At 41.1% G+C, this 25903-nt stretch carries 21 protein-coding genes and 1 pseudogene; 12 read left to right on the top strand and 10 right to left on the bottom strand.

Features of this window, described 5'->3' with window-relative positions:
• Positions 1-191, top strand: a pseudogene (locus QMF37_RS02135) (IS5/IS1182 family transposase); the annotation flags it as partial.
• Positions 192-311: 120 nt separating this feature from the next.
• On the opposite strand, the gene QMF37_RS02140 reads toward QMF37_RS02135, so the two are convergent.
• From QMF37_RS02140 to QMF37_RS02150, 3 genes are all read right to left on the bottom strand, one after another.
• On the bottom strand, positions 312-758 hold the full coding sequence (locus QMF37_RS02140; protein WP_058384617.1) for a GDYXXLXY domain-containing protein: 447 nt from the start codon (positions 756-758) through the stop codon (positions 312-314).
• On the bottom strand, positions 755-1930 hold the full coding sequence (locus QMF37_RS02145; RefSeq protein WP_283476336.1) for a DUF2157 domain-containing protein: 1176 nt from the start codon (positions 1928-1930) through the stop codon (positions 755-757). The genes QMF37_RS02140 and QMF37_RS02145 overlap by 4 nt, the downstream gene beginning before the upstream one ends.
• Before the next feature lie 274 nt (positions 1931-2204).
• On the bottom strand, positions 2205-2870 hold the full coding sequence (locus QMF37_RS02150; RefSeq protein WP_283476337.1) for an MBL fold metallo-hydrolase: 666 nt from the start codon (positions 2868-2870) through the stop codon (positions 2205-2207).
• A gap of 299 nt (positions 2871-3169) precedes the next feature.
• On the opposite strand from QMF37_RS02150, the gene QMF37_RS02155 reads away from it, so the two are divergent.
• From QMF37_RS02155 to QMF37_RS02190, 8 genes are all read left to right on the top strand, one after another.
• Positions 3170-3445 carry a YciI family protein gene (locus QMF37_RS02155; RefSeq protein ID WP_071153312.1) on the top strand — a complete coding sequence of 92 codons (276 nt, stop codon included), beginning with the start codon at positions 3170-3172 and terminating at the stop codon, positions 3443-3445.
• A 31-nt stretch (positions 3446-3476) separates the two neighbouring features.
• The gene (locus tag QMF37_RS02160) at positions 3477-4022 is read left to right on the top strand and encodes a glycerol-3-phosphate responsive antiterminator (protein ID WP_058384621.1); all 546 of its coding nucleotides are present in this window, start codon (positions 3477-3479) and stop codon (positions 4020-4022) included.
• Between the two features lie 177 nt (positions 4023-4199).
• Positions 4200-5030 carry an MIP/aquaporin family protein gene (locus tag QMF37_RS02165; protein WP_078080625.1) on the top strand — a complete coding sequence of 277 codons (831 nt, stop codon included), beginning with the start codon at positions 4200-4202 and terminating at the stop codon, positions 5028-5030.
• 22 nt (positions 5031-5052) lie between these two features.
• Positions 5053-6555 carry a glycerol kinase GlpK gene (glpK, locus tag QMF37_RS02170; protein WP_071153310.1) on the top strand — a complete coding sequence of 501 codons (1503 nt, stop codon included), beginning with the start codon at positions 5053-5055 and terminating at the stop codon, positions 6553-6555.
• A 232-nt stretch (positions 6556-6787) separates the two neighbouring features.
• Positions 6788-8464, top strand: a complete 1677-nt coding sequence (locus tag QMF37_RS02175) for a glycerol-3-phosphate dehydrogenase/oxidase (protein ID WP_078080624.1) — start codon at positions 6788-6790, stop codon at positions 8462-8464.
• Positions 8465-8594: 130 nt separating this feature from the next.
• Positions 8595-9695, top strand: coding sequence for a threonine aldolase family protein (locus QMF37_RS02180; protein WP_151897515.1), 1101 nt, complete (start codon positions 8595-8597; stop codon positions 9693-9695).
• A 96-nt stretch (positions 9696-9791) separates the two neighbouring features.
• Positions 9792-10487 (top strand): DUF998 domain-containing protein, encoded by a 696-nt coding sequence (locus QMF37_RS02185; protein WP_058384626.1) that lies wholly within the window; start codon positions 9792-9794, stop codon positions 10485-10487.
• A 222-nt stretch (positions 10488-10709) separates the two neighbouring features.
• Entirely contained in the window at positions 10710-11258 is a 549-nt protein-coding gene (locus QMF37_RS02190) for a divergent PAP2 family protein (RefSeq protein ID WP_058384627.1), read from the top strand.
• Between the two features lie 227 nt (positions 11259-11485).
• Here QMF37_RS02190 and QMF37_RS02195 read toward each other — a convergent pair whose 3' ends face one another.
• Both QMF37_RS02195 and secA2 read right to left on the bottom strand, forming a co-directional pair.
• Positions 11486-12382, bottom strand: a complete 897-nt coding sequence (locus QMF37_RS02195) for an accessory Sec system S-layer assembly protein (RefSeq protein WP_283476342.1) — start codon at positions 12380-12382, stop codon at positions 11486-11488.
• A gap of 5 nt (positions 12383-12387) precedes the next feature.
• Positions 12388-14745: an accessory Sec system translocase SecA2 gene (gene secA2, locus QMF37_RS02200; protein WP_283476343.1), complete on the bottom strand. Its 2358-nt coding sequence runs from the start codon at positions 14743-14745 to the stop codon at positions 12388-12390.
• A 369-nt stretch (positions 14746-15114) separates the two neighbouring features.
• Here secA2 and QMF37_RS02205 point away from each other — a divergent pair, with 369 nt between their 5' ends.
• A complete protein-coding gene (locus QMF37_RS02205) occupies positions 15115-15513 on the top strand; it encodes a hypothetical protein (protein ID WP_283476345.1) in 399 nt (132 codons plus the stop codon).
• Between the two features lie 619 nt (positions 15514-16132).
• Positions 16133-17566 (top strand): trypsin-like peptidase domain-containing protein, encoded by a 1434-nt coding sequence (locus QMF37_RS02210; protein ID WP_149455839.1) that lies wholly within the window; start codon positions 16133-16135, stop codon positions 17564-17566.
• 54 nt (positions 17567-17620) lie between these two features.
• On the opposite strand, the gene QMF37_RS02215 is transcribed toward QMF37_RS02210, so the two are convergent.
• The 5 genes from QMF37_RS02215 to QMF37_RS02235 form a co-directional block, all read right to left on the bottom strand.
• The gene (locus QMF37_RS02215; RefSeq protein ID WP_283476348.1) at positions 17621-18274 is read right to left on the bottom strand and encodes a class D sortase; all 654 of its coding nucleotides are present in this window, start codon (positions 18272-18274) and stop codon (positions 17621-17623) included.
• A complete protein-coding gene (locus tag QMF37_RS02220) occupies positions 18268-19455 on the bottom strand; it encodes a processed acidic surface protein (RefSeq protein ID WP_283476350.1) in 1188 nt (395 codons plus the stop codon). The genes QMF37_RS02215 and QMF37_RS02220 overlap by 7 nt, the downstream gene beginning before the upstream one ends.
• A 169-nt stretch (positions 19456-19624) precedes the next feature.
• Positions 19625-20650, bottom strand: a complete 1026-nt coding sequence (locus tag QMF37_RS02225; protein ID WP_283476351.1) for a LysM peptidoglycan-binding domain-containing protein — start codon at positions 20648-20650, stop codon at positions 19625-19627.
• Positions 20651-21017: 367 nt separating this feature from the next.
• Positions 21018-24182 (bottom strand): efflux RND transporter permease subunit, encoded by a 3165-nt coding sequence (locus QMF37_RS02230; protein ID WP_283476353.1) that lies wholly within the window; start codon positions 24180-24182, stop codon positions 21018-21020.
• A 16-nt stretch (positions 24183-24198) separates the two neighbouring features.
• On the bottom strand, positions 24199-25017 hold the full coding sequence (locus tag QMF37_RS02235) for a TetR/AcrR family transcriptional regulator (protein ID WP_283476355.1): 819 nt from the start codon (positions 25015-25017) through the stop codon (positions 24199-24201).
• A 226-nt stretch (positions 25018-25243) separates the two neighbouring features.
• On the opposite strand from QMF37_RS02235, the gene QMF37_RS02240 reads away from it, so the two are divergent.
• A complete protein-coding gene (locus QMF37_RS02240; RefSeq protein ID WP_071153870.1) occupies positions 25244-25765 on the top strand; it encodes a GyrI-like domain-containing protein in 522 nt (173 codons plus the stop codon).
• Positions 25766-25903 lie beyond the last annotated feature (138 nt).

Here is a 25903-nt window from a genome sequence, read left to right on the forward strand (position 1 = left end):
ATAAACAGCGCGCCGCAGTGGAACGCGTCAACGCTTACTTGAAGGAGTATTTCGATTTGAATAATGTTCGACACCGGACAGGCAAGAAAGCGAAAGTCCATTTTGAACTCGTTTCGTTGATTTACAACGCGTCCCGATTGGCGAGCGATCGTTTGAAAGTCGCTAGAAACCGTACTTTAGCAGCCGCTTAAATTTTAAAAACAGGAAAAATGGTCCGAAAAACCGTCTACACTTTTTTAAAAGGGCGATTTATGAAATTGATTCATACAGTAAAAAAGTTCAATCAGTTATTGATTGAACTTTTTTGTATTTTATTTTGTCCGTTGTTGTAAACTGATTGGACGAAGCGTCCCCCAACGAGAAACGTCTATAGTCACTTGCAAGTCACGCGCTGCTTCAAGTTGAGGGCCCATTCCTTGTTCGACATAAAATTGTTCTAATTGTGGTGCAGTGACGTTACCATTGTAAACAGAACCTTTAATGGCCCCGAAGAAAGCTTCATTTTCAATACGATCGATAACCGCATAGCCATCATCTGCCGATTTTAAAGTAAAATAAACAGAATCGTCATTATTGATAGAAGCTGACTGCAAATCGGGGTATTGCAGCGCAACATATTCACCGTAAAATGGATCAACTGGATCAAAAGGTTCAGCCCTTAACACATACTGCTCGCCGAACCATGATGCTGCGTAATAACTAACTAGTAGAATTAAGACGACGGCTGTTTGGACGATTGGGAAGAGCCAGGTTTTCATGACGTGACACCTTCTTTCCGGCGATTGATCCACCAGGCTACAGCTGATAACAGGAACAACAGTAAAGCGCCAAGCAAGAAGAACAGCGACATGTCGAGGCGTTCCCATGCATAAATGATATAAATAACAAACTGTACAACGATGAAATAGACAAATCCTAGTCCAAGAGGTTGATTTTGGCGCTGGGCCATAATTAAGTAGGCAAGGCCACCTAATTCCGCAACAACTGCAAGGCCAATCGCTGTTTCGTCATAGAGCAATAACCCAATGGTGCCAGGAAGTGCAATCCACATGAGAGAACGGAATTTGAAAAAACTGAAAAGCAGAACGGCGATACCAGCAAAAGCTAGAGCGACGGCTTCTGCAAAATGACTTTTATCAACCAAACCAATGAACGTTTGTCCGCGAATCGCTAAGTATACGACGATTAGCATACCTGCTGTAATTAGATAAAGCGGCCGCATCATTCGCTGCTTGTTTTCGGGAATAATGGCGAACAACAAGACGAGCGCAAACAAAGTCCAAATTGGCCATAGTGTACTGTTGTAATCTACTAGAATCCATAGCATAAAACCAGAAGCGAATAGCAACATCCAACTGAATGCCAAAGAGGCAAAGGTTCGACTAAAGTAAAACCAAGCTGCTGCAATAACAATGAAGACGCTCCATTCTAGCCAACCGATTTCAGGCACAAATGAGATTAAAACAGCTGCTCCAAAGAAAAATCCGAGAACAGAATAAATAACATGCCGCCAGTAAAAGTAGTGAGCGATTGCGGCCAAAAACAGCGCCCAAGGCAAAAAGGAATTTGCCAGTGGAAAATGGAAAGTTTGTGCCACTGTCAGCAAAGTAGCACCAAACATGGCGAGACCAATGACTCTAAACAGCAGAGGATAACCAAAAGCTTGTTTCTCTGAAAAATAAGCAACACTATAAAATAACCACATTAATGACAGCATCAGCCCGACTTTAGCTCCATCAGGGATCAACTGCCAGTTTGCTGCGATAAAGCTAAAGACGGCAAGAGAGAAGAAAATGAACCCAATCATCAAAAGTAACGGTAATTTTTTAGGAGCAGGTTGACGTTTCTCGAATGCTAAAAGTCTGTCTACCGTGTCTTGATCTATTAACGAAGCTTGTTGCCATTGCTTTATTTTTTTCTCCGTATCCATAGCTAATCCCTCCGATACTCTTACTCTGATTATAGTCCTGAAATAGTAGAAATGACAGTTGTGAGAGAGGAATAAGATACATGTACCCCAAAAAAATAATGGGATGTTCAGCAAAATTAAGTTTGAGAAATTGCCTCAAATAGATTTCGGGAAAAGGACATTTTTTTAGAGTTGGCTAAGTTGAAAAGAGGACTTGGTAACCAAATTAAGAGTCAGTGAATTTTTAAAAAAGTGGTTATGCGAAAAAATTTTCAACCGAATACTTAACGTGACACTAAGTCTCTTTATAGTAAAGATTTTTCTCGCTTTCTAAAATCGCTAAGTTAATAGCTTCAAGGGGTTTTTCAATCATTTGCCCATGTCCAACTGCGAGCAACTGTGGGGTTAGCTGGAGAATTTTCTGAGCACTTTCAAGAGCTACTTGTTTGTCCCAAGTCGCAAAAGCAGGAAATGGAAATAATACGTTGACTGTAGCGGAAACGGCGATACCGCCGCGTGTTTGGAAAGCGTCACCGGCAACGAGAAATCGGTTGCGCGTATCAATTAATGAAATGGAACCAGGTGTACTTACGACTTCGAGTGAACCAATCGTGTCACCTTCTTCGAGAAGGCGGTCAGGCGGCGTTTTGATCGTTTTCGGAATGCCACCTTTTATCGGTGAATTGGGCTCACTAGAGAGCAGGCTAGTGTCATCAGCAAGCAGGCGAGCGTCGCGCGAAGACATACTAACGACAACGTCAGGCCATTCTTGCTTGATAGCATCAAGTGCACCCAAGTGATCGATATGTGCATGGGTAATGACAATCTGGGTTAACGGTTTTTTCATGACCTTGATTGATAATAAAATCTGTTTGGCAGTAAATCCTAAGGCAGCATCAATTAAAGTTAACTCTTTTCCTTCATCTACGACATAGCAATTTATAGGGGAAAATCGGGGCATAAACGTTTATTGCTAAATAGGTCTTTTTTTGGTCATCTGCATTTTCGATTCGCTCCTCCTGAATCAAGTATAGGTCACTCTATTTTATCCTATTCAGAGGGTTTGGACAGTAAATGACAGAACTTGGACAGTATTCTATCTGAACTGGACAGTATTTCGCCAGTTTGGACAGTATTTTAAGAGAATCGGACAGTATATCCATAAAATGGTAATATCGAAGTACTGCACAATGGGATTCGTTGAGAAAAACTGACTTTTCTTATTTTTCTCATTATAATAATGAGGAAGGAGATGTTCTTATGAGATATTTTGCGGTATTATTGCCCATGAAAGACGCTAACAAAAGTCAGGAGTTTCGAGCGCAGCACTTGGCATTTCTAGCAGCTCAGCGCAACAGTGGACAAGTAGTAGTCAATGGGAAATTTGTAGATGGCTCTGGCGGACTTGTTATTTATCGAGCTGAGTCATTTGCAAACTGTGAAGCATTGGTGAAGGCAGATCCGTACATCGTAGAAGGTGCTAGAAAATACGAAATCTTTGAATGGGAAGCGGTTTGGGCGGATAATGGTACGTAAAGGGATGGCAACAATTTGAGGAGGAAACCTGGTGCATGAGTTAAAAGGCGTTTTGCCTGTTTTGCGCAATATGAAAGAATTTGAACGCTTACTAAATAGCGATCATGAGTACATCATTTTTTTGGAAATACGGTTGGCGCAGTTAAAGCAATTGGTACAAGTCGCCAAAGCAGCGAATAAAAAAGTGATTTTGCATGTGGATTTGATTCAAGGACTGAAAACAGATGCTTATGGATTCGAGTATCTGGTTAGAGAAGTGAAACCAGATGGTGTCGTTTCAACACGAAGCAATGTTATCTCCTTGGCGAAGAAGAATAAGCTGCTGACGATTCAACGTTTGTTTTTGCTAGACAGTCAGGCGCTTGAGCACAACATCAAGTTAATCAATCAAGTGAAACCCGATTACATCGAAATTTTGCCGGGAATCATTCCTTCTGTTATCAAGGAAGTTTTCGATAAAACGGGGATCCCGGTTATTGCGGGTGGACTGATTCGGACAAAAGAGGACATTCAACTTGCTTACGATGGCGGAGCAAAAGCCATTTCCACATCACAACCAGAATTATGGAAAATATAACGGTTGACAGCGTTTTCATTAACTGATAACTTTATACTTACAAGTTAAGAACTGTGTTGGAGAAATGGAGACCCGCACTGAAGCAAGCACCTTTAAAAAAAGAGTGTCTGGTTCAGTGTGGGTCTTTTTGTTTTCTTCTAATCCGTTCTGAAGCTAAAAACAAAGGGGTGTAAAACGATGACGGAATTTTTAGCAGAAGTAATTGGTACGATGATTTTGATTATCTTTGGTGGTGGCGTTGTGGCAGGTGCAGTTTTAAAAGATTCGAAAGCGGAAAATGGTGGTTGGGTTTTGATCACGCTTGCTTGGGGTCTAGCGGTTACAATGGGTGTCTATGCAGTAGGGAATTTTTCAGGAGCGCATTTAAATCCGGCAGTAACACTTGGTCTTGCGTCTGTTGGTGACTTTCCTTGGGCAAAAGTACCCGTTTACATTGCAGCACAAATGCTCGGTGCCATTTTCGGTGCAGTTATTGTTTTCTTAAATTATTTACCGCACTGGAGACGGACTGAAGACAAAGCTGCGAAACTAGCGGTTTTTGCTACAGGTCCAGCGATTCGTCGACCATTCTCTAACTTAGTTAGTGAAATTATTGGTACAGCTGTATTAGTAATGGGCTTATTGTTCATTGGTGCTAATGACTTTACTGAAGGCTTAAATCCGTTAATCGTTGGTGCATTGATCGTTGCAATCGGGATGTCGCTAGGGGGCACGACAGGATACGCGATTAACCCTGCGCGTGACTTAGGTCCACGTATTGCACACGCTTTGCTGCCAATTCCAGGCAAAGGAAGCTCTGACTGGTCATATGCGTGGGTACCAGTTGTCGGTCCTGTTTTTGGTGGTATTTACGGAGCATTGTTTTATAAAGCTATGTTTACCGGTGCATACGATTTACCATTTTGGGTTATGAGCGCCGTCTTATTGCTAGTATTATTTGGAGCAGCAAGTGTAGAATTAAAAAAAGAGCATACAACTGCAGATACAATCGAAGAAAAACTTTCATAACTTATAATAGGAGGAGATCATTTTGAGCAAAGATTATATTTTATCCATAGACCAAGGAACGACGAGTTCGCGTGCAGTATTATTCAATCATAAAGGTGAAATCGTTGAATCAAGCCAGCAAGAATTTCAGCAATTCTTTCCGAAACCAGGCTGGGTAGAGCATGATGCCAATGAAATCTGGACTTCCGTACTGGCATGTATGGCGGAAGTACTACGCAAATCAGACATTAGCCCAAGCCAAATTGCAGGCATTGGGATTACCAACCAACGTGAAACGACAGTCGTCTGGGACCGTCATACAGGTAAACCAATTTATAAGGCGATCGTTTGGCAGTCACGTCAAACAGATGGTATTTGCACCGAATTAAAAGAACAAGGGTTAAACGAAGTGTTCCGTAAGAAAACCGGTCTTTTGATTGATGCTTACTTCTCAGGAACGAAAGTAAAATGGATTCTTGATAATGTTGAAGGCGCACGTGAAAAAGCGGATAATGGCGACTTAATGTTTGGAACCATTGATACGTGGCTGGTCTATAAACTGTCAGGCGGTAAAGCGCACGTCACGGATTACAGTAACGCGTCGCGTACATTGATGTACAATATTTATGACTTGGAATGGGATCAGGAATTATTGGATATTTTGACAGTGCCAAAGAGCATGCTACCAGAAGTGCGTCAATCATCTGAAGTTTATGCCAATACGATCGATTACCATTTCTTCGGTCATGAAGTACCGATTGCCGGTATGGCTGGAGATCAGCAAGCTGCGCTATTCGGTCAAGCTTGCTTTGAAAAAGGCATGGCGAAAAACACATACGGCACAGGCTGTTTCATGTTGATGAACACCGGTGAAAAAGGTGTCGATTCGGAACACGGACTATTGACAACATTGGCATGGGGTGTTGACGGGAAAGTTGAATATGCGCTTGAAGGCAGTATTTTTGTAGCAGGTTCAGCAATTCAATGGTTGCGTGATGGTTTGCAAATCATTGAAAATGCACCAGAAAGTGAAAACTACGCGATGCAAGTTGATTCGACAGACGGCGTTTATATGGTACCAGCATTTGTCGGACTTGGAACGCCTTACTGGGATACCGATGCACGCGGTGCAGTTTTCGGTTTAACACGCGGAACAACAAAGGCTCATTTCATTCGTGCAACACTTGAGGCGCTCGCATACCAGACAAAAGACGTTGTAGATGTTATGATAGAAGATGCAGGGATTGAGTTAAAGACTTTGCGTGTGGATGGTGGCGCAGTTGCTAACGATTTGCTTATGCAGTTCCAAAGTGATATTCTAGATGTTCCTGTAGAACGTCCAGTCGTTCAGGAAACGACAGCTCTAGGCGCAGCTTATTTAGCGGGTCTTGCAGTAGGATTCTGGAAAGACAAAGAAGAAATCGCACAGCAATGGAAGATCGACAAGAGCTTTACATGTGATATGCCAGTTGAAACAAGCGAAAAGCTTTACGAAGGCTGGAAAAACGCAGTAGCGGCAACACGATCATTTAAACCAGCAAAATAACTTACAAGTTAATTATGAGAGATATATGGCCGGAGACTTTGAGAGACCAAGCCAGTTTAGCAGAAAAATTCTGCAACTGTGCCTGGATCTCTCTTTTTATATGGAAAAACGGGTATACAAGTTTGATAGGGAATAGATTGAACACACCACGTCGATCGGTAGGCCCGCAAGAACACAATTTTGGGGAATCGTAGCAGTAAAAACTCATCTAAAAAAAGGAGCAGATTAACTTATGAAATTTTCAAGCTTAAACAGAAATGAACGTTATAACCAGATGAAACAGTCACAATTAGATGTACTAGTCATTGGTGGAGGAATCACAGGTGCTGGGATCGCACTGGATGCGTCCGTACGTGGCATGAATGTAGCAGTTGTAGAGATGCAGGATTTTGCAGCAGGTACAAGTAGTCGTTCTACCAAATTGGTTCACGGAGGGTTGCGCTACCTAAAGCAATTTGAAGTGAAAATGGTTGCGGAAGTCGGCAAGGAACGCGAAATCGTTTATGAAAATGGACCACATGTGACTACCCCCGAATGGATGCTTTTGCCATTTTACAAAGGCGGAACGTTTGGACCGCTCAGCACAAATGTCGGCTTGCGTGTGTATGATTTTTTGGCAGGTGTTAAAAAAGATGAACGTCGTAAAATGTTAAGCAAAGAAGAAACATTGCGCCGCGAGCCTTTATTAAAGAAAAAAGACCTTAAAGGCGGAGGGTATTACGTCGAATACAAAACCGATGACGCACGCTTAACGATGGAAGTTATGAAAAAAGCGATTGAAAAAGGCGCAATGGCAATGAATTACGCAAAAGTCAAAAGCTTTATCTACGATAACGGCAAAGTAGTCGGTATTGAAGTAGAAGATCAAATCAACGGCACAATTCATGAATTATTTGCGAAAAAAATCGTCAATGCGGCTGGCCCATGGGTTGATACATTGCGCGACGAAGATCACTCGAAATTTGGCAAAACTCTTCAGCTAACAAAAGGCATTCACTTAGTTTTTGATGGTCGTAGATTCCCGTTAAAACAAGCCATCTATTTTGATATGCCAGATGGCCGGATGGCATTTGCGATTCCGCGTCAAGGCAAAGTTTATGTAGGAACAACGGATACGGTTTACAAGCAAGATATTGCACATCCAACGATGACGTTAGAAGACCGGAATTATGTCTTGAAAGCGGTCGACTTTATGTTCCCAGAAGTCGCGATTACGGAACAAGACGTTGAATCTAGCTGGGCTGGTTTACGTCCATTGGTTCATGAAGAAGGCAAGGACCCCTCTGAAATTTCACGAAAAGATGAAATTTTTGTTTCGGATTCTGGTTTGATTTCGATTGCGGGTGGTAAATTGACCGGCTACCGTAAAATGGGCGAAAGCATCGTCAATCTAGTAGCAGAGCAATTGCAAAAAGAAGATGGAGTCAAATATCCAAAAAGTTCAACTAAACGATTGCCGATTGCAGGCGGAGAAGTGGGCGGTTCAAAAGGTTTTGAAACCTTTATGGCTGACCGCGTCCAACAAGCAGGCAGCATGGGCTTAACAGCTGATGCAATGCGTATGCTCGTAAGTCGCTACGGTGCGAATGTCGATAAAGTGTTGCATTTCTATACAGCTGGCCTCGACGAAGCGACAGACGCGGGTCTTGATCCATTAGTGTACGCGATGTTGCGTTATTCAGTAGAATACGAATCCGCCTATAAGCCAATTGACTTCTTTATCCGTCGTACTGGAGCGTTGTTCTTCGATATCCACTGGGTTCATGCACATAAAGAATCAGTCACTGCTTATATGAGCAAAACCTTTAATTGGACCGAAGAACAAACTACGGATTACCGTGATGAATTGGAAGGCTTGCTTTATGAAGCAACGCATCCAGTTGAAGTATCTTCTCAAAGCTTAAGCTAAAAAACAATCCCGCCTGAAATCCGTAAATGGATTGCAGGCGGGATTTTTATGTAGAAAACACCTTTTTTTCAACTCATGTTATAGTAAAATTAAAAGAAAGACTATTCTGAATTCTGGAGGAGCGATGAATATGAGCAACGCTGAATTAATGGAAACCTACGAAACGTCTTTACATCAATTAGCGGGGCACGGACCGAGAAACGTAGCAGTTTTAAAGGATGTCTTTGAGTCAATCGATGGCCACTTAAAGAGTGATAATTATGGAAGTGGTCCAGTTATTGAAGGTTTTCAAGAACAAATGGCGGAATTTTTAGGAAAACAAACAGCGGTGTTTTTTCCAAGTGGCACAATGGCACAGCAAATTGCTTTGCGAATTTGGTGTGATCAACAAGGCATCAAAAAAGTTGCTTATCATCCATTGAGTCATTTGGAAATTCACGAAGAAGACGGATTAAAGGAATTGCATGGTATTGAAACGATTCTTTTGGCTGATAAAGGCCGTGTGATTGAATTATCAGACGTGTTGTCTATGGATGAAAAAATTGCTTGTTTGTTACTGGAATTGCCGCAACGCGAAATTGGTGGTCAGCTGCCCAGTTTTGAAACACTTGAGGCAATTTCAGCATACTGTCGCGAACAAGGCATTAAGCTGCATTTAGACGGTGCACGTATTTTGGAGTGCTTGCCTTATTATCAGAAAACTATTAAAGAAGTATGTGATTTATTTGATTCTGTATATTTATCCATGTATAAGGGCATTGGTGGAATCGCTGGAGCCATTTTGGCGGGGGATCAAGACTTTATGGCCCTATCAAAGATCTGGAAAAAGCGTCACGGTGGCGATTTAATTTCATTGTATCCGTATATTTTGAGTGCAGAAACGTATTTCGCGCAACGCAAAGATCGCATGGCTGCATATTATGAGAACGCTGTTGAATTGGCTTCGTTTTTTAATCGGTGTACTGGGATTTCCACGATTCCAACCGTGCCAGTTACGAATATGTTTCATGTGCATTTTCAAGACACGGCAGAGCAAATCGCGCCTCTATTGAGTCAAGTTCAGCAGATGATGAATATTGGACTGACAAGGTATTTAAGGGCTGAAAATACAGGTTGTTCATTTGAACTAAGTATCGGAGATCAATACGAAAAAATTCCAAAAGGTAAAGTCATTGTCACATTCGAGTGGTTAGCCGAGAAAATGCGGAATGAATTTAACCAAAAGCTTTAAAGAAAGCTTTTTCTACTAATTAAACAGTAGGTGAAGTAGTCCTTTTAGAAACCCTCTACGGATTAAAAATTTAGAAAAAATGGCGGTGATCGGGTAATGTGGATTCAGCAGAAAAGTGGATGGCAAATAGCGACGTTAAGCGGAGCTTTAAGTGTCCTCATTTATATGGCTCACGTCATTATGGGCAGTGTGTTATGGGACGGTTACAGTCACGTCAGACAGACAATTAGTGAACTGACCGGCAACGGAGCACCAGACGCCGAAATGCTGAGGGTCTTTACCATTGGCTACGGACTGCTTGCGCTGCTTTTTTCAGTTACTGTCTATGTGTTATTCCGCAAATACCAAGTTCAAAAAACTGCGCAGTTGGGAGCTATACTTTTGATTGTGATGTACATAGCTTCGTTGATTGGCTTTGGGTTATTTCCATTAGAGCAAGGAGGCGATGTCCTGACTTTTGGCAATTTTATGCATTTGGCAATAACTGCGATCGTTTTGATTGCAACAGTGGGTGCTTTGTTTATGATGGGTCATGGTCTGTTGCTGACCAAAAACTTTCGCGGCATCGGACAGTTTACGCTAGCTTGTGCCATTGTAATTGTCTTAGCAGGCATCGCAACTCCATTCGTTTTAAACAGCGATTTTCCCTATCCAGGGCTGCTCGAACGTCTATTAATCTTCACTTTTCAACTATGGATGTTCGTCTTATCTATCTATCTCTTCAGATTGCCTAAAATTATGGATATGGAATTAAAGCGTGTCGGCCTTGTGGAAATTTACAAAGAGCGATGAAAGACTTTAGTGCAGCAGTAAAAGCAATTGCGTCCGAACGTTACAACTAGCGTTCACAACGATTTTGTAATCCATATCATTACTACTATTTCATGCACTCGGTCCTATTCGGAAAATTTACAAAAAGTTAAACAAATTTCACATAATGTCCTGCGATAATGGGTAAAGAAGTATATTGAATGGCAACGACAGTTTGCCAAGTTGAAACTAGGGGATGAGCAGATGAGAAAGATGAACCGAGGAATGATTACTTCATTAAGTGCGATTGCTGCGGCACAAGCATTAAAAATCGTCACTCACAAAACCGTAACAGGTCAATGGGATTGGAGACAGGCCTTTACAACAGGTGGCATGCCAAGCTCCCACTCAGCTGGTGTTTCAGCACTCGCCTCGTACGTAGCTGCCAATAAAGGCGCACGTCATACAGAGACAGCCCTTGCAATCGTATTTGGTGTCATCGTGATGTACGATGCACAAGGAATACGTCGCCATACTGGAGAAATTGCTCGACTAGTGAATGAATTAGAAGACAGCTTTGTGAAATTCTCAGGCGAATTTCCAAGCTTTGAATTTGTGGAGCGTGAAAAAGACTTGAAAGAGTTACTTGGTCACCAGCCGGTTGAGGTAGTAGCTGGAGCTGCTTTTGGAACAATTCTTGGCTTGGTGTCAGCCGCAATCGAGAACCGTGTACGTGAAATCGAAGAAAAAGAAAAACGTTCAAAATCTCAACTGGCATACGATGGTCGTGGCCGCAGATCGACAAGAGCATAGAAAAAAATACAGCCATTCCAGTGGAATGGCTGTATTTTTCTGTCCAAATTATGTGACCGCACCTCGGAAGGAGAGAAGCGCACCTCGGAAGGAGAGAAGCGCACCTCGGAAGGAGAGAAGCGCACCTCGGAAAGAGAGAACCGCACCTTGGAAAGAGAGAACCGCACCTCGGAAGGAGAGAACCGCACCTCGCCAAAAAACAAGAATAGGCGCGTAGCCTATTCTTGTTAGTTTGGAATCCGCGCTGTCCACCGTGACAAATCAGGATTGCTGACTTGAAGTGTATCTTTCGGGAAAATGAAAGTCCAAGGTTTTGTTGTATTAGCTTTGACAGTGAGCGGTGCTAGTTTAAAGGAGCCTTTTACTACGGAGGAGCCCGTTGCATCTATGATTTCCAAAGGCAAATTTTCTAATTCGATCTGTTTTGAATAACCGTTACGAATAAAAACGGAAACCGCTAAATTTCCATCTTCCGAAAAGCTTGTCTGAAACCCTGTAAGATTCAATTCCTGAGAATTTAACTTAGGGAGTTTTTGGACTAAATCTCTCAATACGGATTTTTTTTCAGCTGATAATGCCTCTTCCCAGGAAATGTCTAAATCCAACACATGTGGCACAAGAGATTGAACATTAAAAGCTAATGACCAATCGGCAGTTGGAACTTGTGCCGTTTGAATCGAATCTTTTTTGAATTTGAAAATCCAAGGGCGATTGGACAGAGCGGGAATTGATCCCAATTCCGATAAATCGAATTCTTGTGACGCAATGGTTTCTTTGTTGCCATCTTGCAATACCAACTCGGCTTTTTCCATCGTAAATGGACGTTCGAGCGATGAGCGGAAAAAGGCTTGGACGTTCCAATCGCCTGTGTATGGATCTGCTTCGATATCAATTCCTGCCAACGACAATTGGTTTGCTTGCAAAGGTGGGAGGTCATTTGATAGGAATTTTAGGACGTATTCTTGTTCTTTGCTAATCTCCCACTCTTGAGAAATGGATAAAGTAGGTGTCACTTCTTGTGTTTCTAAAGATGCTGTTTCGGAACTGGCTCCTAGTTCTGTAGAAGACACAATGGAATCTTTTCCAGTTTTCCCGGTTTTGTTGAAGAAAGAAAAAATACTCAATTTTTTTACCCCTTTTCGTGGCGATTCAAGTTGCGCAGAAATCCAAGTATCTCTGAAGCAACAGAATAACGCAGGTTCTGGAAATTCAAAGCGAATAGCTCAAGGCCTTCTTTTTGATAAATTCGCATAGGATCTTCTTGTTGATAAGAACGAAGTCCGATGCCTTCTTTCAGGTGAGCCATCGACTCCAAGTGTTTGATCCACATGGCATCAATTTGTGATTGCATAACGAGTTGAACAGTTCTAGCGACTTTAAGATCGTCTTGATTGGAGCCAATAAACTCGGAAATGCGGTGCAAATAAGGTTCGATTTCCGCGTCAATGACTTTTCGTTTGCTTAAATTTTCGGAAAGCGTGATGGATTCTCCTAATAGTTGTTGCAAGTCCTGTTTGATAGCAGCAAGATGAATCAATTGAATGTCGTCGTTTTCAGGAAGTGTTTCAGAGATGACATAATCAGCGGCGTCTCGAACCATGCCTTGCACGATTGAGAAGTTTTCTTGTCCGCTGAGCACGCGATTTCTAAGGTCATAAACGATTTTACGTTGCTCGTTAATGACATCATCAAGTTTCAGGTTATACTCGCGCATGGAAAAGTGAGAACCTTCTACAATTCGTTGCGTACGATCAGTTAGTTCATGAATGTCTTTATTGGTAATTTCTCCAATTTTCGACGTTTTCATTTTTTTCTCGAATTTTTCAACGTCTTCTTTTGCAAAACGTTTGAACATATCGTCTTCAAGAGAAATGATGAATTGAGATGAACCTGGATCGCCTTGACGACCAGATCGCCCACGCAATTGATTATCAATTCTCCGATTTTCATGCTTTTCGGTACCAATCACATGTAAGCCGCCAAGTTCTGCCACTCCATCGCCTAGAACGATATCGGTGCCGCGACCCGCCATATTGGTGGCAACTGTAATTTGGTTTAACTGACCTGCTTGCGAAATCAACTCAACTTCTTGTTCCATGCTTTTCGCGTTAAGTAATTGAAAAGTCAAATCGTGCTTTTTCAAATAAGCAGCAACGGCTTCTGATTGCAGGATGGATGTAGTACCAATAAGAACAGGCTGACCAGTTTGATGAAGCTTGCCAACTTCCTCAGCAACGATTTTGTATTTATGGTCCGCAGTTTGAAACACGCGATCAAGCAAATCGACCCGAATTTTCGGATGATTAGTCGGTACTGCTATGACATCCATGCCGTAAACTTCACGGAATTCTTTTTGCTGAGTTTTTGCTGTGCCCGTCATGCCGGAAAGATGCGGATACATCCGGAAAAAATTCTGTATCGTAATTTGAGCCTGTGCTTTGTTTTCTTCGGTAATTTCTACTTTTTCTTTTGCTTCGATTGCCTGATGCAGACCATCAGAAAGAGTTCTACCGTCTAAAGTACGACCCGTGAACATATCTACCAGAAGAATTTTGTCGTCTTTGACAATATAGTCGACATCTCGTATAAACATGACGCGCGCACGAAGTGCCATAATCACATAATGATAAAGCGTCTGGTGTTCGAGCTCATATAGATTGTCGACTCCAAATGCTTTCTCCACTTTTTCGATGCCTTTATCCGTCAAGGAAGTGGCTTTTGTTTCATCATCGTATTCGTAATCTTCATCTTCAATAAAACGCAGAGCCAGCAAGGAAGCAATTTGATGAAGCTCAGCGCTGACTTTCATCTTTCCAGCGACGATAAGAGGTGTTTTTGCTTCATCAATCAAGACACTATCGACTTCATCGATAATTGCATAATGATAAGGTCGCTGTACTTTTTCTTGCAAGCTGGGTGCCATATTGTCTCGTAAATAATCAAAACCAAATTCGGTGCCGACACCATACGTTATATCTGCTTGATAAGCTTGTTGTTTTTCATCGCTAAGCATCATTGGAAGGTTTAACCCAACCGTCAATCCTAAAAAGCGATGGATTTGGCCTATTTGGTCGTAGTCTCGTTTTGCTAAATAGTCATTGACAGTAATAATATGTACGCCTTTTCCTTCTAGCGCTCTAACATATGCAGAAAGGGAGGATACTAATGTTTTTCCTTCGCCGGTTGGCATTTCAGCGATATTTCCTTCAGCTAGTACTAATCCACCTAGTAACTGAAAATCGAAATGGCGCATATTTAGTACACGCTTTGAAGCTTCGCGAACGACAGCAAAAGCGTCTGGAATAATTTTTTCTATAGTCGTTCCTTTTAGTAGTTGTTCTTTAAAGATAGCCGTCATTTGCTGAAGTTCCTCATCGGACATGCCTTGGTATTTCGCTTCTAGTGCATTAATGGCTGCTACAATCCGATTGTACTTTTTCAACGGTCTTGTAATCGATTTAGTTGATCGCTTGAATAACGTTACCATGAATACTAATCTCCTTCTTCTCTCCAATTGCTACCTGCTTATTTTATCAAACTTTCCCAGTAAACTCCACATTACTTTGTATGGATAACCGTCTCTGCAACAAGATGGCCGCTTAAATTTAGCTTTTTTTAAAATGAATAAAACAAACTGTATCAGTAATAATATTTTGATTATATAAGAATTTTTCAGCTGAGGATAGTATAGCAATAAAACAGCTATGGGGCTCTGTAAACTTGTACTCAAGTCTATCCTAAATTGATGTAAAGCGTATATTAAGAAATTCTAAAGTCTTAGGAAAAGGTGTTGCCTCTATGAAAAGATAGGATAAGCTGACTGTAATATCTAATTAGTTTAAAGGAGGAGACACATTTGAGAACCTTGTTTTTGAAAATGTTCATTTCCATTCTTTTTATTGGATTGTTCTTGACCATGAATGTTGATAGCCATTACATGGCAGCAGAAGCTCCGGCAATAGACGAACAACAAACACTCAATGAACTAGAGGCTGAAATTACAGAAAAATTAGTTCCTTACGAGAAACAATTAGCTGATGTAGAAGAAGCACTACACCGTTTGATTGCAAAGCTAGAAAGACAAGAAACGATTAGTTTTGAACAATACCAGCAATATCAGTCGACTTTAGATGAGTTAATACGAAGACTAAATACTATATCTCAAGAAATAGCGGCCGAATCGACTCTTTTAAGCAATAAGTTTGAAGATTTATTGCGAGTACAAAAGAAAATAGACGAGATGGATGTGAAATAAAAATGGTAACCAAAGGGAACTATCTTAAAAGGAGTCGCCATCTGCATTGCCATCAGCCCTTGAGGATAGATCGATGAGGAATATCTATGGCAGACGCCAAATTGTGGCAGATAGTTTGTTCTGTCCTACAAAAGGCAATCGATCGTTCCGGTGAATTTACCTTGGAGATTTCGAAAAAGTGCACAACGACTTCAATAATGTGGGCATCAACTCAAAAAACAGAAAAAGAAAAGATTTCCTTTTTCTTAGTCCGTTTTAGGTTAGAGAGGTAGAAACAGTCTCTTAGGTGTTCCTAACATGTTTAGACTTTTAACTAAGTCTCTAAATTTTCCATATTTATCAGCACACGAAATTTTGTCACGCAAAAGATGTTTGGAAAAGTAGTTTGCGAAGCTGAGCTTATTTTTTCATGTGAATTAATTTACATATTCTAAAAAAATGAACATTATTTAAATATAAATATGATTTTCATGGTAACATTATGTTCTGAATAGATAGAATTATTACAAATACGAAGAGTTCATTACATCTTGCAACCCTGAGTAGTTGTTTGACGTTATAAGGTTTATAATGGAAGAAAATAAAGAAATTTATGCTAGTTCATCAAGGGGGTTCAGCTATGACGTGCAATAAATGTGGAAAAGAAAATGAAGAAGGCTCAAAATTCTGTAAGCATTGTGGGCATTCACTTATACAGAAAAGAAGTAAAAAGCAAAAAAAACGTAATTTTATTTATGCAATCGTACTAGTTTTGACATTACTCGGAGTTGGGGTTGGATCGGCCCAATTAATGGCAGATAAATCAGCTCAAGAAGATCAAACAGAACCACCAAAACAAGAAAAACCGGCTGAAAAAGAGCCAGAAGCAACAGAAGAACCAAAAACAGAAGAACCGGGTGTAGTAGAGAAAATTGAAGAACCTGAAGAAACAGTTCCAGCGGAAGAACAAGTCGCAGGTACTGTAACGAAAGTGGAAAATGTTGTGCCACCTTCTGAGCAAACAGAAAAAGTGGAACCGAAGAAAAAAGAGAAAACGGCAATCATTAAAGAATCACAGCAAAAAGTTTACACCATAATGACTGAAGGGGGACAAGGGTCGGGATTCTTGTTTTCTGACACAGGGATGGTTGTGACAAATGCCCATGCAGTAGCAGGTTTTACAGATGTCGTAGTTCGCAACATTAACGGACAAGATCATCCAGGCACAGTCGTTGGCATTTCCGCTGAATCTGATATTGCGTTGATCCATGTAGAAGCGTTTGAAGGCATCACACCATTGCCAGTTGAAATGGAAGCAACTGATGTAGGCACTGAAGTCATTGCACTCGGGAGTCCTGCGGGTATGGAAAATACCGCTTCAATTGGTTACTTAACAGGCATTGATCGCGACTTTTATCAAGAATTTACGTACGAGGATATTTACCAAATGGATGCGAAAATTGCGCCTGGTAGCAGCGGGGGACCATTAGTAGACGCAACGACCGGGAAAGTGATTGGCATTAACTCATTAGTAATCGAAGAAGGCGATTCAATTGGCTTTTCGATTCCTATGTATTCAATGCATGATCAATTGAGTCAGTGGGTTACTACGCCGATGTCCGCAGAAGAAGTAGCCGCTTTATTCAAAGTGTACGACGATTTTAGCGGGTACGAAGATGAAGATTATGAATACGATGTTGATTTAGAAATGAAATTCGATGAAACTAATTTAAGCGAGTTTATCGGTGATTTCCGTTATTATTATGAAACAGCTTTAAAAGAAGAAGACTTCTTTTATGTTCAAAATCTATTGGTTTATCAAAGTGATATTTACAATGGTATTTCTGAATACATTGCAGACATTGCTGGGCAAGGAATGGAATTTAACTTTACGAAGCTGGAAATTTCAAGTATCGAAATTTTAGACGATCATGCTGTTGTTCAAACGGAAGAGGCATTTGACTTTAAAGATGCAAGCGGCAAATGGTCTGTTCAAGAACGCAGCAAAACCTATACGATTGTCATGGATGAATATGGCTTTTACTATATTTCGGATATTGTCAATAAGGAGTAATTGTTAAAGCAAAAGACAAAAAAAGAAATTCCCGAAATTTGGGAATTTCTTTTTTTAATTGCTGGAAACGAGATCTGCTACTAGGATATATCGATCTGGAGCATACCCCACGTAATCGAATGGATAGCAGGTGGAAACAATTAAAGTGGCTCTTGGTTTTGGAACAATGACGGTTCTGTCGTCTTCATCCACAATTCGAACTTGACGTACTTTGTAGGTAAAGGTGCCTGAATAGGTTTCAACAATCAGCAAGTCTCCTTTGCCAACATCGCCAAGTTCTCGAAAGACCGTATCGCGATGTCCAGACAATACGGAATTATCATTTTCACCTGGCATCACGCTTTGCGCAAAATGCCCAACGCCCTGTTCAAGTTCGTCTTCATCGGTGCCATGTATAATCGGTAGCGTGGCTTCGAGCTTCGGAATAATCAATTCTCCCATTAAGTCTCCGATTTCGGGCGTTTCTGGATATTCAGAATGGGTTGTTTCTTTTGATGTGTGTTTGTCGCTATATGCAACAAAAAGAGACTCAGGTTTACTGCTAAAGTCCGTTGCTTCAACGTTACCTGTTTTATAAAGCAGGTAGCCTTTTACGAAAGTGGCAGTGCTTGTCGTACTAAACCATAGACCCGAAACGATAAGGACGACAGAGAAAGTAAGAAAGAACCGTTGTATGTTCTTCTTTTTTTTCGGTTGGTTGATCAGCATTCATTTTTCCCTACTTTAAAGCGACGGAATAATGCTAAACCGCTTAAAAGTAGTACGAATCCAAAAATTGCTTGGGCTGCAAAATCAGAAGCTGTTGCGGGTAATTTTGCACCTTTTAAAGTTTGAGTAGCAGGAACTTCTACTGGCTTTTGAACGACAGATGGTGTTGCGATGATTGTTTCAACAGCCCCCAAGTCTTTCCCTGTATCTACGATTAAATCAGATCCGAACATGTCGGCAGTCAAAAGAACGTCAGCCAAAAATACATCTTTTAAATTATAAATTTCAATTAATAAATCAGCGCCTTCAGTTGATTCAAGCGTCATTAAAGTCGCTAATGAAACAGCTGTTTTTTGACCATCTTTTACAAAGAAATAAGCGGTTCTTAACTCAAATAAGTCAATCATGTCGCTGTAAATATCCAGAACTTCAGCAATTTGTTCAGCGGTTAACTCATCTGCCGATTCAAATTCTTCCATTGCCATCATGCGATCACTTAATTGTGTTAGTTTTTGCTCGAAAGCAGGATCTTCGAAATCCAATGTTTCAAGGTGAGCAACCAGCCGTTCTACTTCTTCGTCTGTCAAACCTAGTTCAGTAAAAAGTCCATCAAGTTCTAGTTCGTAATCATCCATTTCTGTATAAAAAACAATCGAAGACTCCAAGTCTTCGATAAAATCATAGTTTGAAAGAGAATCCGAATAGTTTTGCAAAAATTCTTCAAGTTCTTTTTCAGAGGTGAATCCGAATCTATCCATTAACTCTTGAAGATTGATCGCATCAATCGGAGTTCCTGCACCGTCATTTAGATAAAATTCAATGGAGTATTCAACATCCTCTATAAAAATTAAGTAAACGCCATCAAGAACATCTTGTCCATACTCGAGGTCACCGTATTCATAAAGAATTTCATTCAATTCTGCGCGAGTTAAGTCTAGTGTTGCAGTCAACAATTGAACGCCTTCTTCAGTTAAAGGGGTGCCTAATTCGTCAACTGTATCAAATTCGTCTAAAGACCAATTTTTGCTTTTTAAATACGCTAAATAATCTTGCTTCTCCCAATTGATGCCAGCTAAAAATTGTTCAAATTCAGCATCGTTTGATTTGATAGCAGATGCAGAAAGTGGCATTGTACTAAATGCAAATACTAACAGTAATAAAAATACAGCTAAACGTTTCACTTTTTTTCCTCCTGTATTAAAAAATGGAATATCCATATTATTATAGAGTTGCATTCATTCTATTAGAATAGGTATATATAACTTGTTATTTTAGACAAAAAAAGAAGCCGGAAAACAAATTCCAGCTTCTTTCTATCGTTGTGCCGTAACCTTCTAAGTTTTAACTCTGCTAGTTTGGTATCACTAGCACTTGTCCTACACGAATGGAGTTGACGTTCGTTATGCTATTGGCTGTTGCGATTTTTGCGACAGTCGTTTTATAGCTACGAGCAATACTGTAAAGCGTATCCCCAGCTTTGACTGTGTATTTAATAGAAGTAGCAGGTGGAGGGGTAGATTTTCCAGGAATCATTAATACTTGACCAACTTTGATCAAATTATAGTTGGTGATGTTATTAGCTTTAGCCAATGCGGAGACCGTTACTTTGTATGTTCTTGCAATGCTGTAAAGCGTATCCCCAGCTTTGACTGTGTATTTAGTTCCACTGACAGGTGCTGTAGGCAACTTCAGTAATTCAGAAATAGTAACAAATTTATAGCCTTTCGCTTTCAATTTGCTGATCATGCCGGGTAAAGCACTCGGAGTTCCAGATGCTCCTGCGCCCGTATGCATCAAAACGATGGATCCTGGTACGATGTTATTCATAACTTTATTGGTAATTTGTGTTGAAGAAACACCTTTCCAATCGACAGTATCAATGTTCCACTGGAGTGTATGGGTGTATCCTGCATTACCGACTGTTTTCAGGACGGAGGCATTGGATGCACCAAAGGGAGCTCTGAAAATGGGTTTGGTCGATTTTCCGGTAATGTCCTTAATGGTTTTTTCTGTTGTGCTAAGCTCGCTTGTTATTTTTGAGGCCGACAGTTTGGTAAAATCAGCGTGAGAATAAGAGTGATTGCCAAGCTGATGATTTTTTGCTGAAATATTTTTAATCCAAGACGGGTGATTTTTTGCTCCGGAACCTGTTAAAAAGAACGTCGCTGTGACCTTATTGGCAGACAGAATGTCTAGGATTTTATTGATGTTCGTGCCATCTGAACCGTCATCAAAAGTCAAAGCGACCACTTTTTCGGTCGTGTTGCCTTTAGTGATGTAGGCGGAACTCGCTGCTTGTGACTGACTAGAGAAAGACAAGACAGTAAACAGGATTAATACGAAGGCTGCTGAGACTTTAAGCCATTTAGAAAGCACCTTTCTCACCCCTTTAGTTGGTGCGCTGACTAGAGTCAACGTATGTATAGGGATCCGGGTGATAGAAGATTTTTCCGACAATACTATACACCTAATATACCATGAATAGAAATAATTTTCCTTGATTATAACTGAATATTAAGAAATTTTTATTGGGGAGCTGAATTAGAATTTAGTGGGAGTGAGGTGCGGTCTTTGCTGTTTGAGGTGCGGTTAGGAGCCTGCGAGGTGCGGTGTTGCCCGTTTGAGGTGCGGTTATCGGTAAATGAGGTGCGCTTTTCACCGAATAAGGTGCGGTCAGCCAAAACTCCGTAAAAAAACAGGCAGCTCGGGTTATGAGCTGCCTGTTTTGCTATTAATGTACCACTTAGTCGACGCGTTTTTTACGGAATTTCGATACCACTTCATAAACGATTGGCACGATAACCAATGTCAGTAAAGTCGAGCTGATCAATCCGCCGATAACTGTGATTCCAAGACCTTGGGAGATCAATCCGCCACCGCCGCCTTCTACACCAAGAGCAAGTGGAATAAGCGCACCAATTGTAGCTAAGGCTGTCATCAGAATCGGACGCAAACGTGTAACGCCGCCTTCTAGTAGAGCCTCACGTGTAGTCAATCCGGCTTTTTCCATATGGATAACGCGATCAATCAAGACGATAGCATTCGTAACCACGATACCGATCAACATCAATACACCGATCAACGCGTTGACACTCAATGCTTCTCCAGTGATCCATAATGCCACTAGAACGCCAATCACTGTGAATGGCAGTGAGAACAGAATAGCGAATGGAGCAAGCGCGCCGCCGAATGTGACGACTAGAACAAAGTAAACAATCGCGATGGCTGCAAGCATAGCCAAGCCAAGCTGAGTGAACGATTCGTTGATTTGTTCAGTGATACCACCATGATCGGTTGTGACACCCGCTGGCAAGTCAAGCTCTGCTACTTGCTCATCAATTTTTGTCGTGATTTCAGCGGCATTGTTACCGCGTACATCTGCAGTTAGAGAAGCAAACATTTGACCGTCTCTACGGTTAATTGTATCGGGTGATTTGCCTTCTTCTACTTCCATGACTTCGCCAACTGTGACAGTCGTGCCAAGTGCTGTTGGAATTTCTACAGCTGTTACATCTTCAATGCCAGCGTATTGTGTTTCTTCTGTTTCGATGTAAACATTTATGTCTTTTTCTTCATGAGTCACTGTCGTTAATACAGGTGCTTCAGCAACACTGCTTAGTGCCATGCCGACTTGTGCTGCAGTCAATCCATTTTTGCTTAAGCTTTGTTGACTTGCGACTAATGTGAATTGATCATAAGCTTCGGTTAAACTCGATTCTGTATTTTCCAGCCCTTGGTTGTCTTCCATAAATGGCTGAATTTGATCAATCGCCGATTGGATATCTTCTAGGTTGTCACCGTAGATGAACATTTCTAGACCACTTGCTCCTGTAGCAGCAAAGTCGAGACTCGCCCATTCACCGGATTCAGTAGAGCCGTTTAATTCGTCAATTAAATTAGTGCTTTCCTCACCGAAAGCTTCGAATTCATCCTCATACTCAATATAAAACAGTGCGGAATTATCTCCTCCGCCAGCCATTGCTGTCAGTGGGTTGCCACCGCCGAGTGAATATTGGTAAGATGTAACACCTTCACGTCCATCAATGGCACTTTCTGCATCTAATGCGATAGCTTCTACATCTTCACGAGTTTGACCTGGTTCAGGACTATAAGTTGCCATCACCATTTTTTGTTCTTCTTCAGGCAAGAAGCTGACACCAATAACAGGAATCAAGAACAAACTCGCCACAAGAACCGCTGAAGCACCACCAAATGTAATGATTTTATGGTTTAATGACCATTGTAAAATACGTTTATAGCTTGCTGCCATTTTACTTGGCTTATGTGCTTTTTTCGTGGATTTATTGGCATCCAAGTTTTGCAATTGTTTGCGGTACATCAAATGTGCCATCATTGGTACGATGGTAACAGCAACAAGCAGCGACGCAGATAACGCAAAGACAACGGCTAAAGCGAACGGCAAGAACAATTCGCCAATCTGTCCGCTAACAAGTGCAAGTGGTAGGAATACCGCGATGGTAACGACAGTAGATGAGAAAATGGGTACGAACATTTCGCGTGTTGCTTCACGAATCAATTCTTTGCCACGTAATTTCTCACCAGGCAAAGCCATCCGGCGGTAAATGTTTTCAATTACTACAATCGAGTCATCAATAACGCGTCCTATCGCAACAGTCAGAGCACCGAGCGTCATAATATTCAAAGTGATATCCAATTGGTTCAGTAGGAAAATCGCCATTAATAACGACAAAGGAATAGAGATAATTGAGATTAGCGTTGTTTTGAAACTACGAAGAAATAGCAAAATGATGACGACAGCAAACAAAATACCGAATAACGCTTTGCTGAGCATCGTTTCAACTGATTTCTCGATGGGTTCACCTTGGTCAAATGTAGAAGCCACGGTCAAACCGTATTCATCTTCAACCTCAGCAACGATGTCTTTTACGCCATTAACGACTTCAACGGTATTGGCATCTGGTGATTTGACAATTGAAATCCCAATCGATTCTTCTCCGTTCGTGCGCGAAATCGACTCTGCCTCACTAACAATTTCAATGTCAGCTAGTTCGCTTAAGGCTACAGTTGGAATCGCAGACGGGGTAGCTGGCGTTTCAACAACAGGTGTTTCGGCACCTGGTGCTTCAGTTCCAGGCGTACCAGGTGTTGCCGGTGTTTCACTTGGTGCAACCGGTGCAATTTGAGGGACAGCTGGGATTTGCAGGTTTTTCAAATCATCAACGGACGTAACGTCGCCGTCAATCACTAGATTTTTCAACTCGCCATCAAACTCAGTCAAGCCTAACGGGAACGTCAGATTGGATCCTTGAATTAGTTGTTGAATGGTTTCTTCAGTCAAGCCGTATGTTGCTAAAGCTTGCTGATCAAAGGACATGGTCACTTTTTGTACACGCTGACCAGAAACTTGAGCATCGGATAAGCCGGCTACTCCTTCAAGTTCAGGTAGCACGTTTTCTTCAACAGTTGCTGTTAGTTCTTCTAGTGAACTGCCAGAATCGCTGATGCTCAGTGACAAGACCGGGAAGGCATCTAAACTAAGACGCGAAACTTGAGGGTCATTCGCCGATTCCGGAATGGCTACTTGCGATAGCGCATCTTCTAACTCACGTGTTGCTTCATCCATGTCGACTTCAAAATCGTATTGAACTTGAATGGTTGACGCATTTGCTAGTGATGAAGAAGTCATTAGCTCAACGCCGTTCATGTTTTGGATGCGCTGTTCCATCGGAATCGTAATCTCTTCCATAACTTCATCGGGTGCAGCTCCCGGATAAGTTGTTACGACAGTAACTGCAGGTAAGGTAATACTTGGAATTGACTCTTGTTTCATCGTTAAGCCTGCGTATAAGCCTGCCACGACGACCATAATAGTCAAAATCCAAATCGCAAATTTGTTATTTAATGAAAAGTCGATAATTTTCTTCAAGTTGTAGACTCCTTTTTTATATAAAGTTTTCTAAATACGATACTTCGTTCTTAATAGAAGGATGTTGCTTCAAATAAACGAGTAGGGCTTCAATTAAAAATTCTTTTGACTCTTTATTGGCAACTTGTTCTTTCAACATATCCAGTGAGGCTAATAATTTATCAGGATATTCTTCGGACGCTCTAATTTTATGAGCGACTTGCTGAAAAGCTTCTTCAAGCGTTGCAGCGGGAGAACGTGCCTCAGTTAAAACTGGCTCCATGGTTTCTAAATTGTCCACTATGGCATCGATCGCACTCGTGATAAAAGTAACGAGCTTTGGAATTGGCACTTGTTTCTTTTCGAATACGAGTACGAAAATGTATTGCTGCATCAATCCTTCAAGTAGTGCTACTAAGTCAGGCAAAAAGGGTTCGATTTCTACACCATACGTGTCTATTAAAATGGTTTTGTGTAAAATCATCGTCGACTGCCTTAACTCCATGAACACCGATTTTAATTGTCCGCTTTCTGTCAGTGTGAAATCTTTGAAAATCATCATGAAAAATTCCTGATTAGAAAGTGTACGTTCAATTTCAATGGCTAATTTCTTCTTGAAAACGTCTTTGTTATTAGACCCTGGAGCATGCTGTGATTCGGAAATTTCTGTCGTGATTTCTTCGTGGTATTGCTTTAAAATTTCAATAAACATATTTTCTTTCGAATCAAAATGCTTATAAAAGGCTCCTTTAGAAATACCAACAGCTTCTGCTACTTCCTGTACAGAGGTTTGATGAAAGCCTTTCAATGAAAAAAAATGCACAGCTTGATTCATTATTTCTGTTCTTTTATTCATTTGGACCCTCCCGAACTACCTAGTCACTTTTAGTGACCGCTCAGTCACTCTTTTTAGATTATCTTTTAGTTTACCTAAAGTCAATTTGGAGAGATGTTGATTTTGTGACAATCAAGTGGCTTCTTTAATTTACCTAACACCTTTTCAAACAGATTTTAAAAGAGCTTGCGGGGGTATAGAACATATAGGAGTAGTTGTGTAAATTGTTCATAAAGGAGATGGTTGGATGGTGCAGAAGTATATCAGTGAACCATTTGTAGAAGAACGTACAGAACAGCCGTATGTAGGAATTTCTGTTCTTGCTGGTTCATCGGAATGGGAAGCAATTAACAGGCTTGTGGGGGAGTTGTTTGACTGGCTAAAGGTGAATAATAGTAAACCGGCAGGAGCTCCATTTTTTCGCTATTGGTGCATGGCTGATTCGAATGGCAACTACAAGATGGAAGTAGGTGTGCCAGTCAAACGAATGGTAACGGGAGATCATCATGTAGTTGTGGGATATATTCCGGGAGGGTCCTATGCGACGGCTTTGCATAAGGGACATCCCGATCATTTGGAAAAGTCGCTGATCGCACTAGAAGAATGGGCTGTGAAAGAAGGATTGGATATCGACAAACGTTGGGAAGGTAGAGATGAAATTTGGAACGGTCGTTTTGAATTTTACGTAACCGATGCGGACAGACAAACTGATCTAAACAATTGGGCAATCGAAATCGCCTTTTTACTCGTTCGCGATGATGCAGCTTAAGGTTATAATTCCAAGGAATTGTAAAGATGAAAAAAGACATCTCTCTCTGCACTAGCATTCTAGCTAGTGCAGAGAGAGATGTCTTTTTATAATTAGGACTTGTTTCTTTCGCGAACGTAAGTATAGAAGATGCAGGTG

Source organism: Planococcus sp. S3-L1 (assembly GCF_030063085.1).
In the GTDB taxonomy this organism is placed as follows: domain Bacteria; phylum Bacillota; class Bacilli; order Bacillales_A; family Planococcaceae; genus Planococcus; species Planococcus kocurii.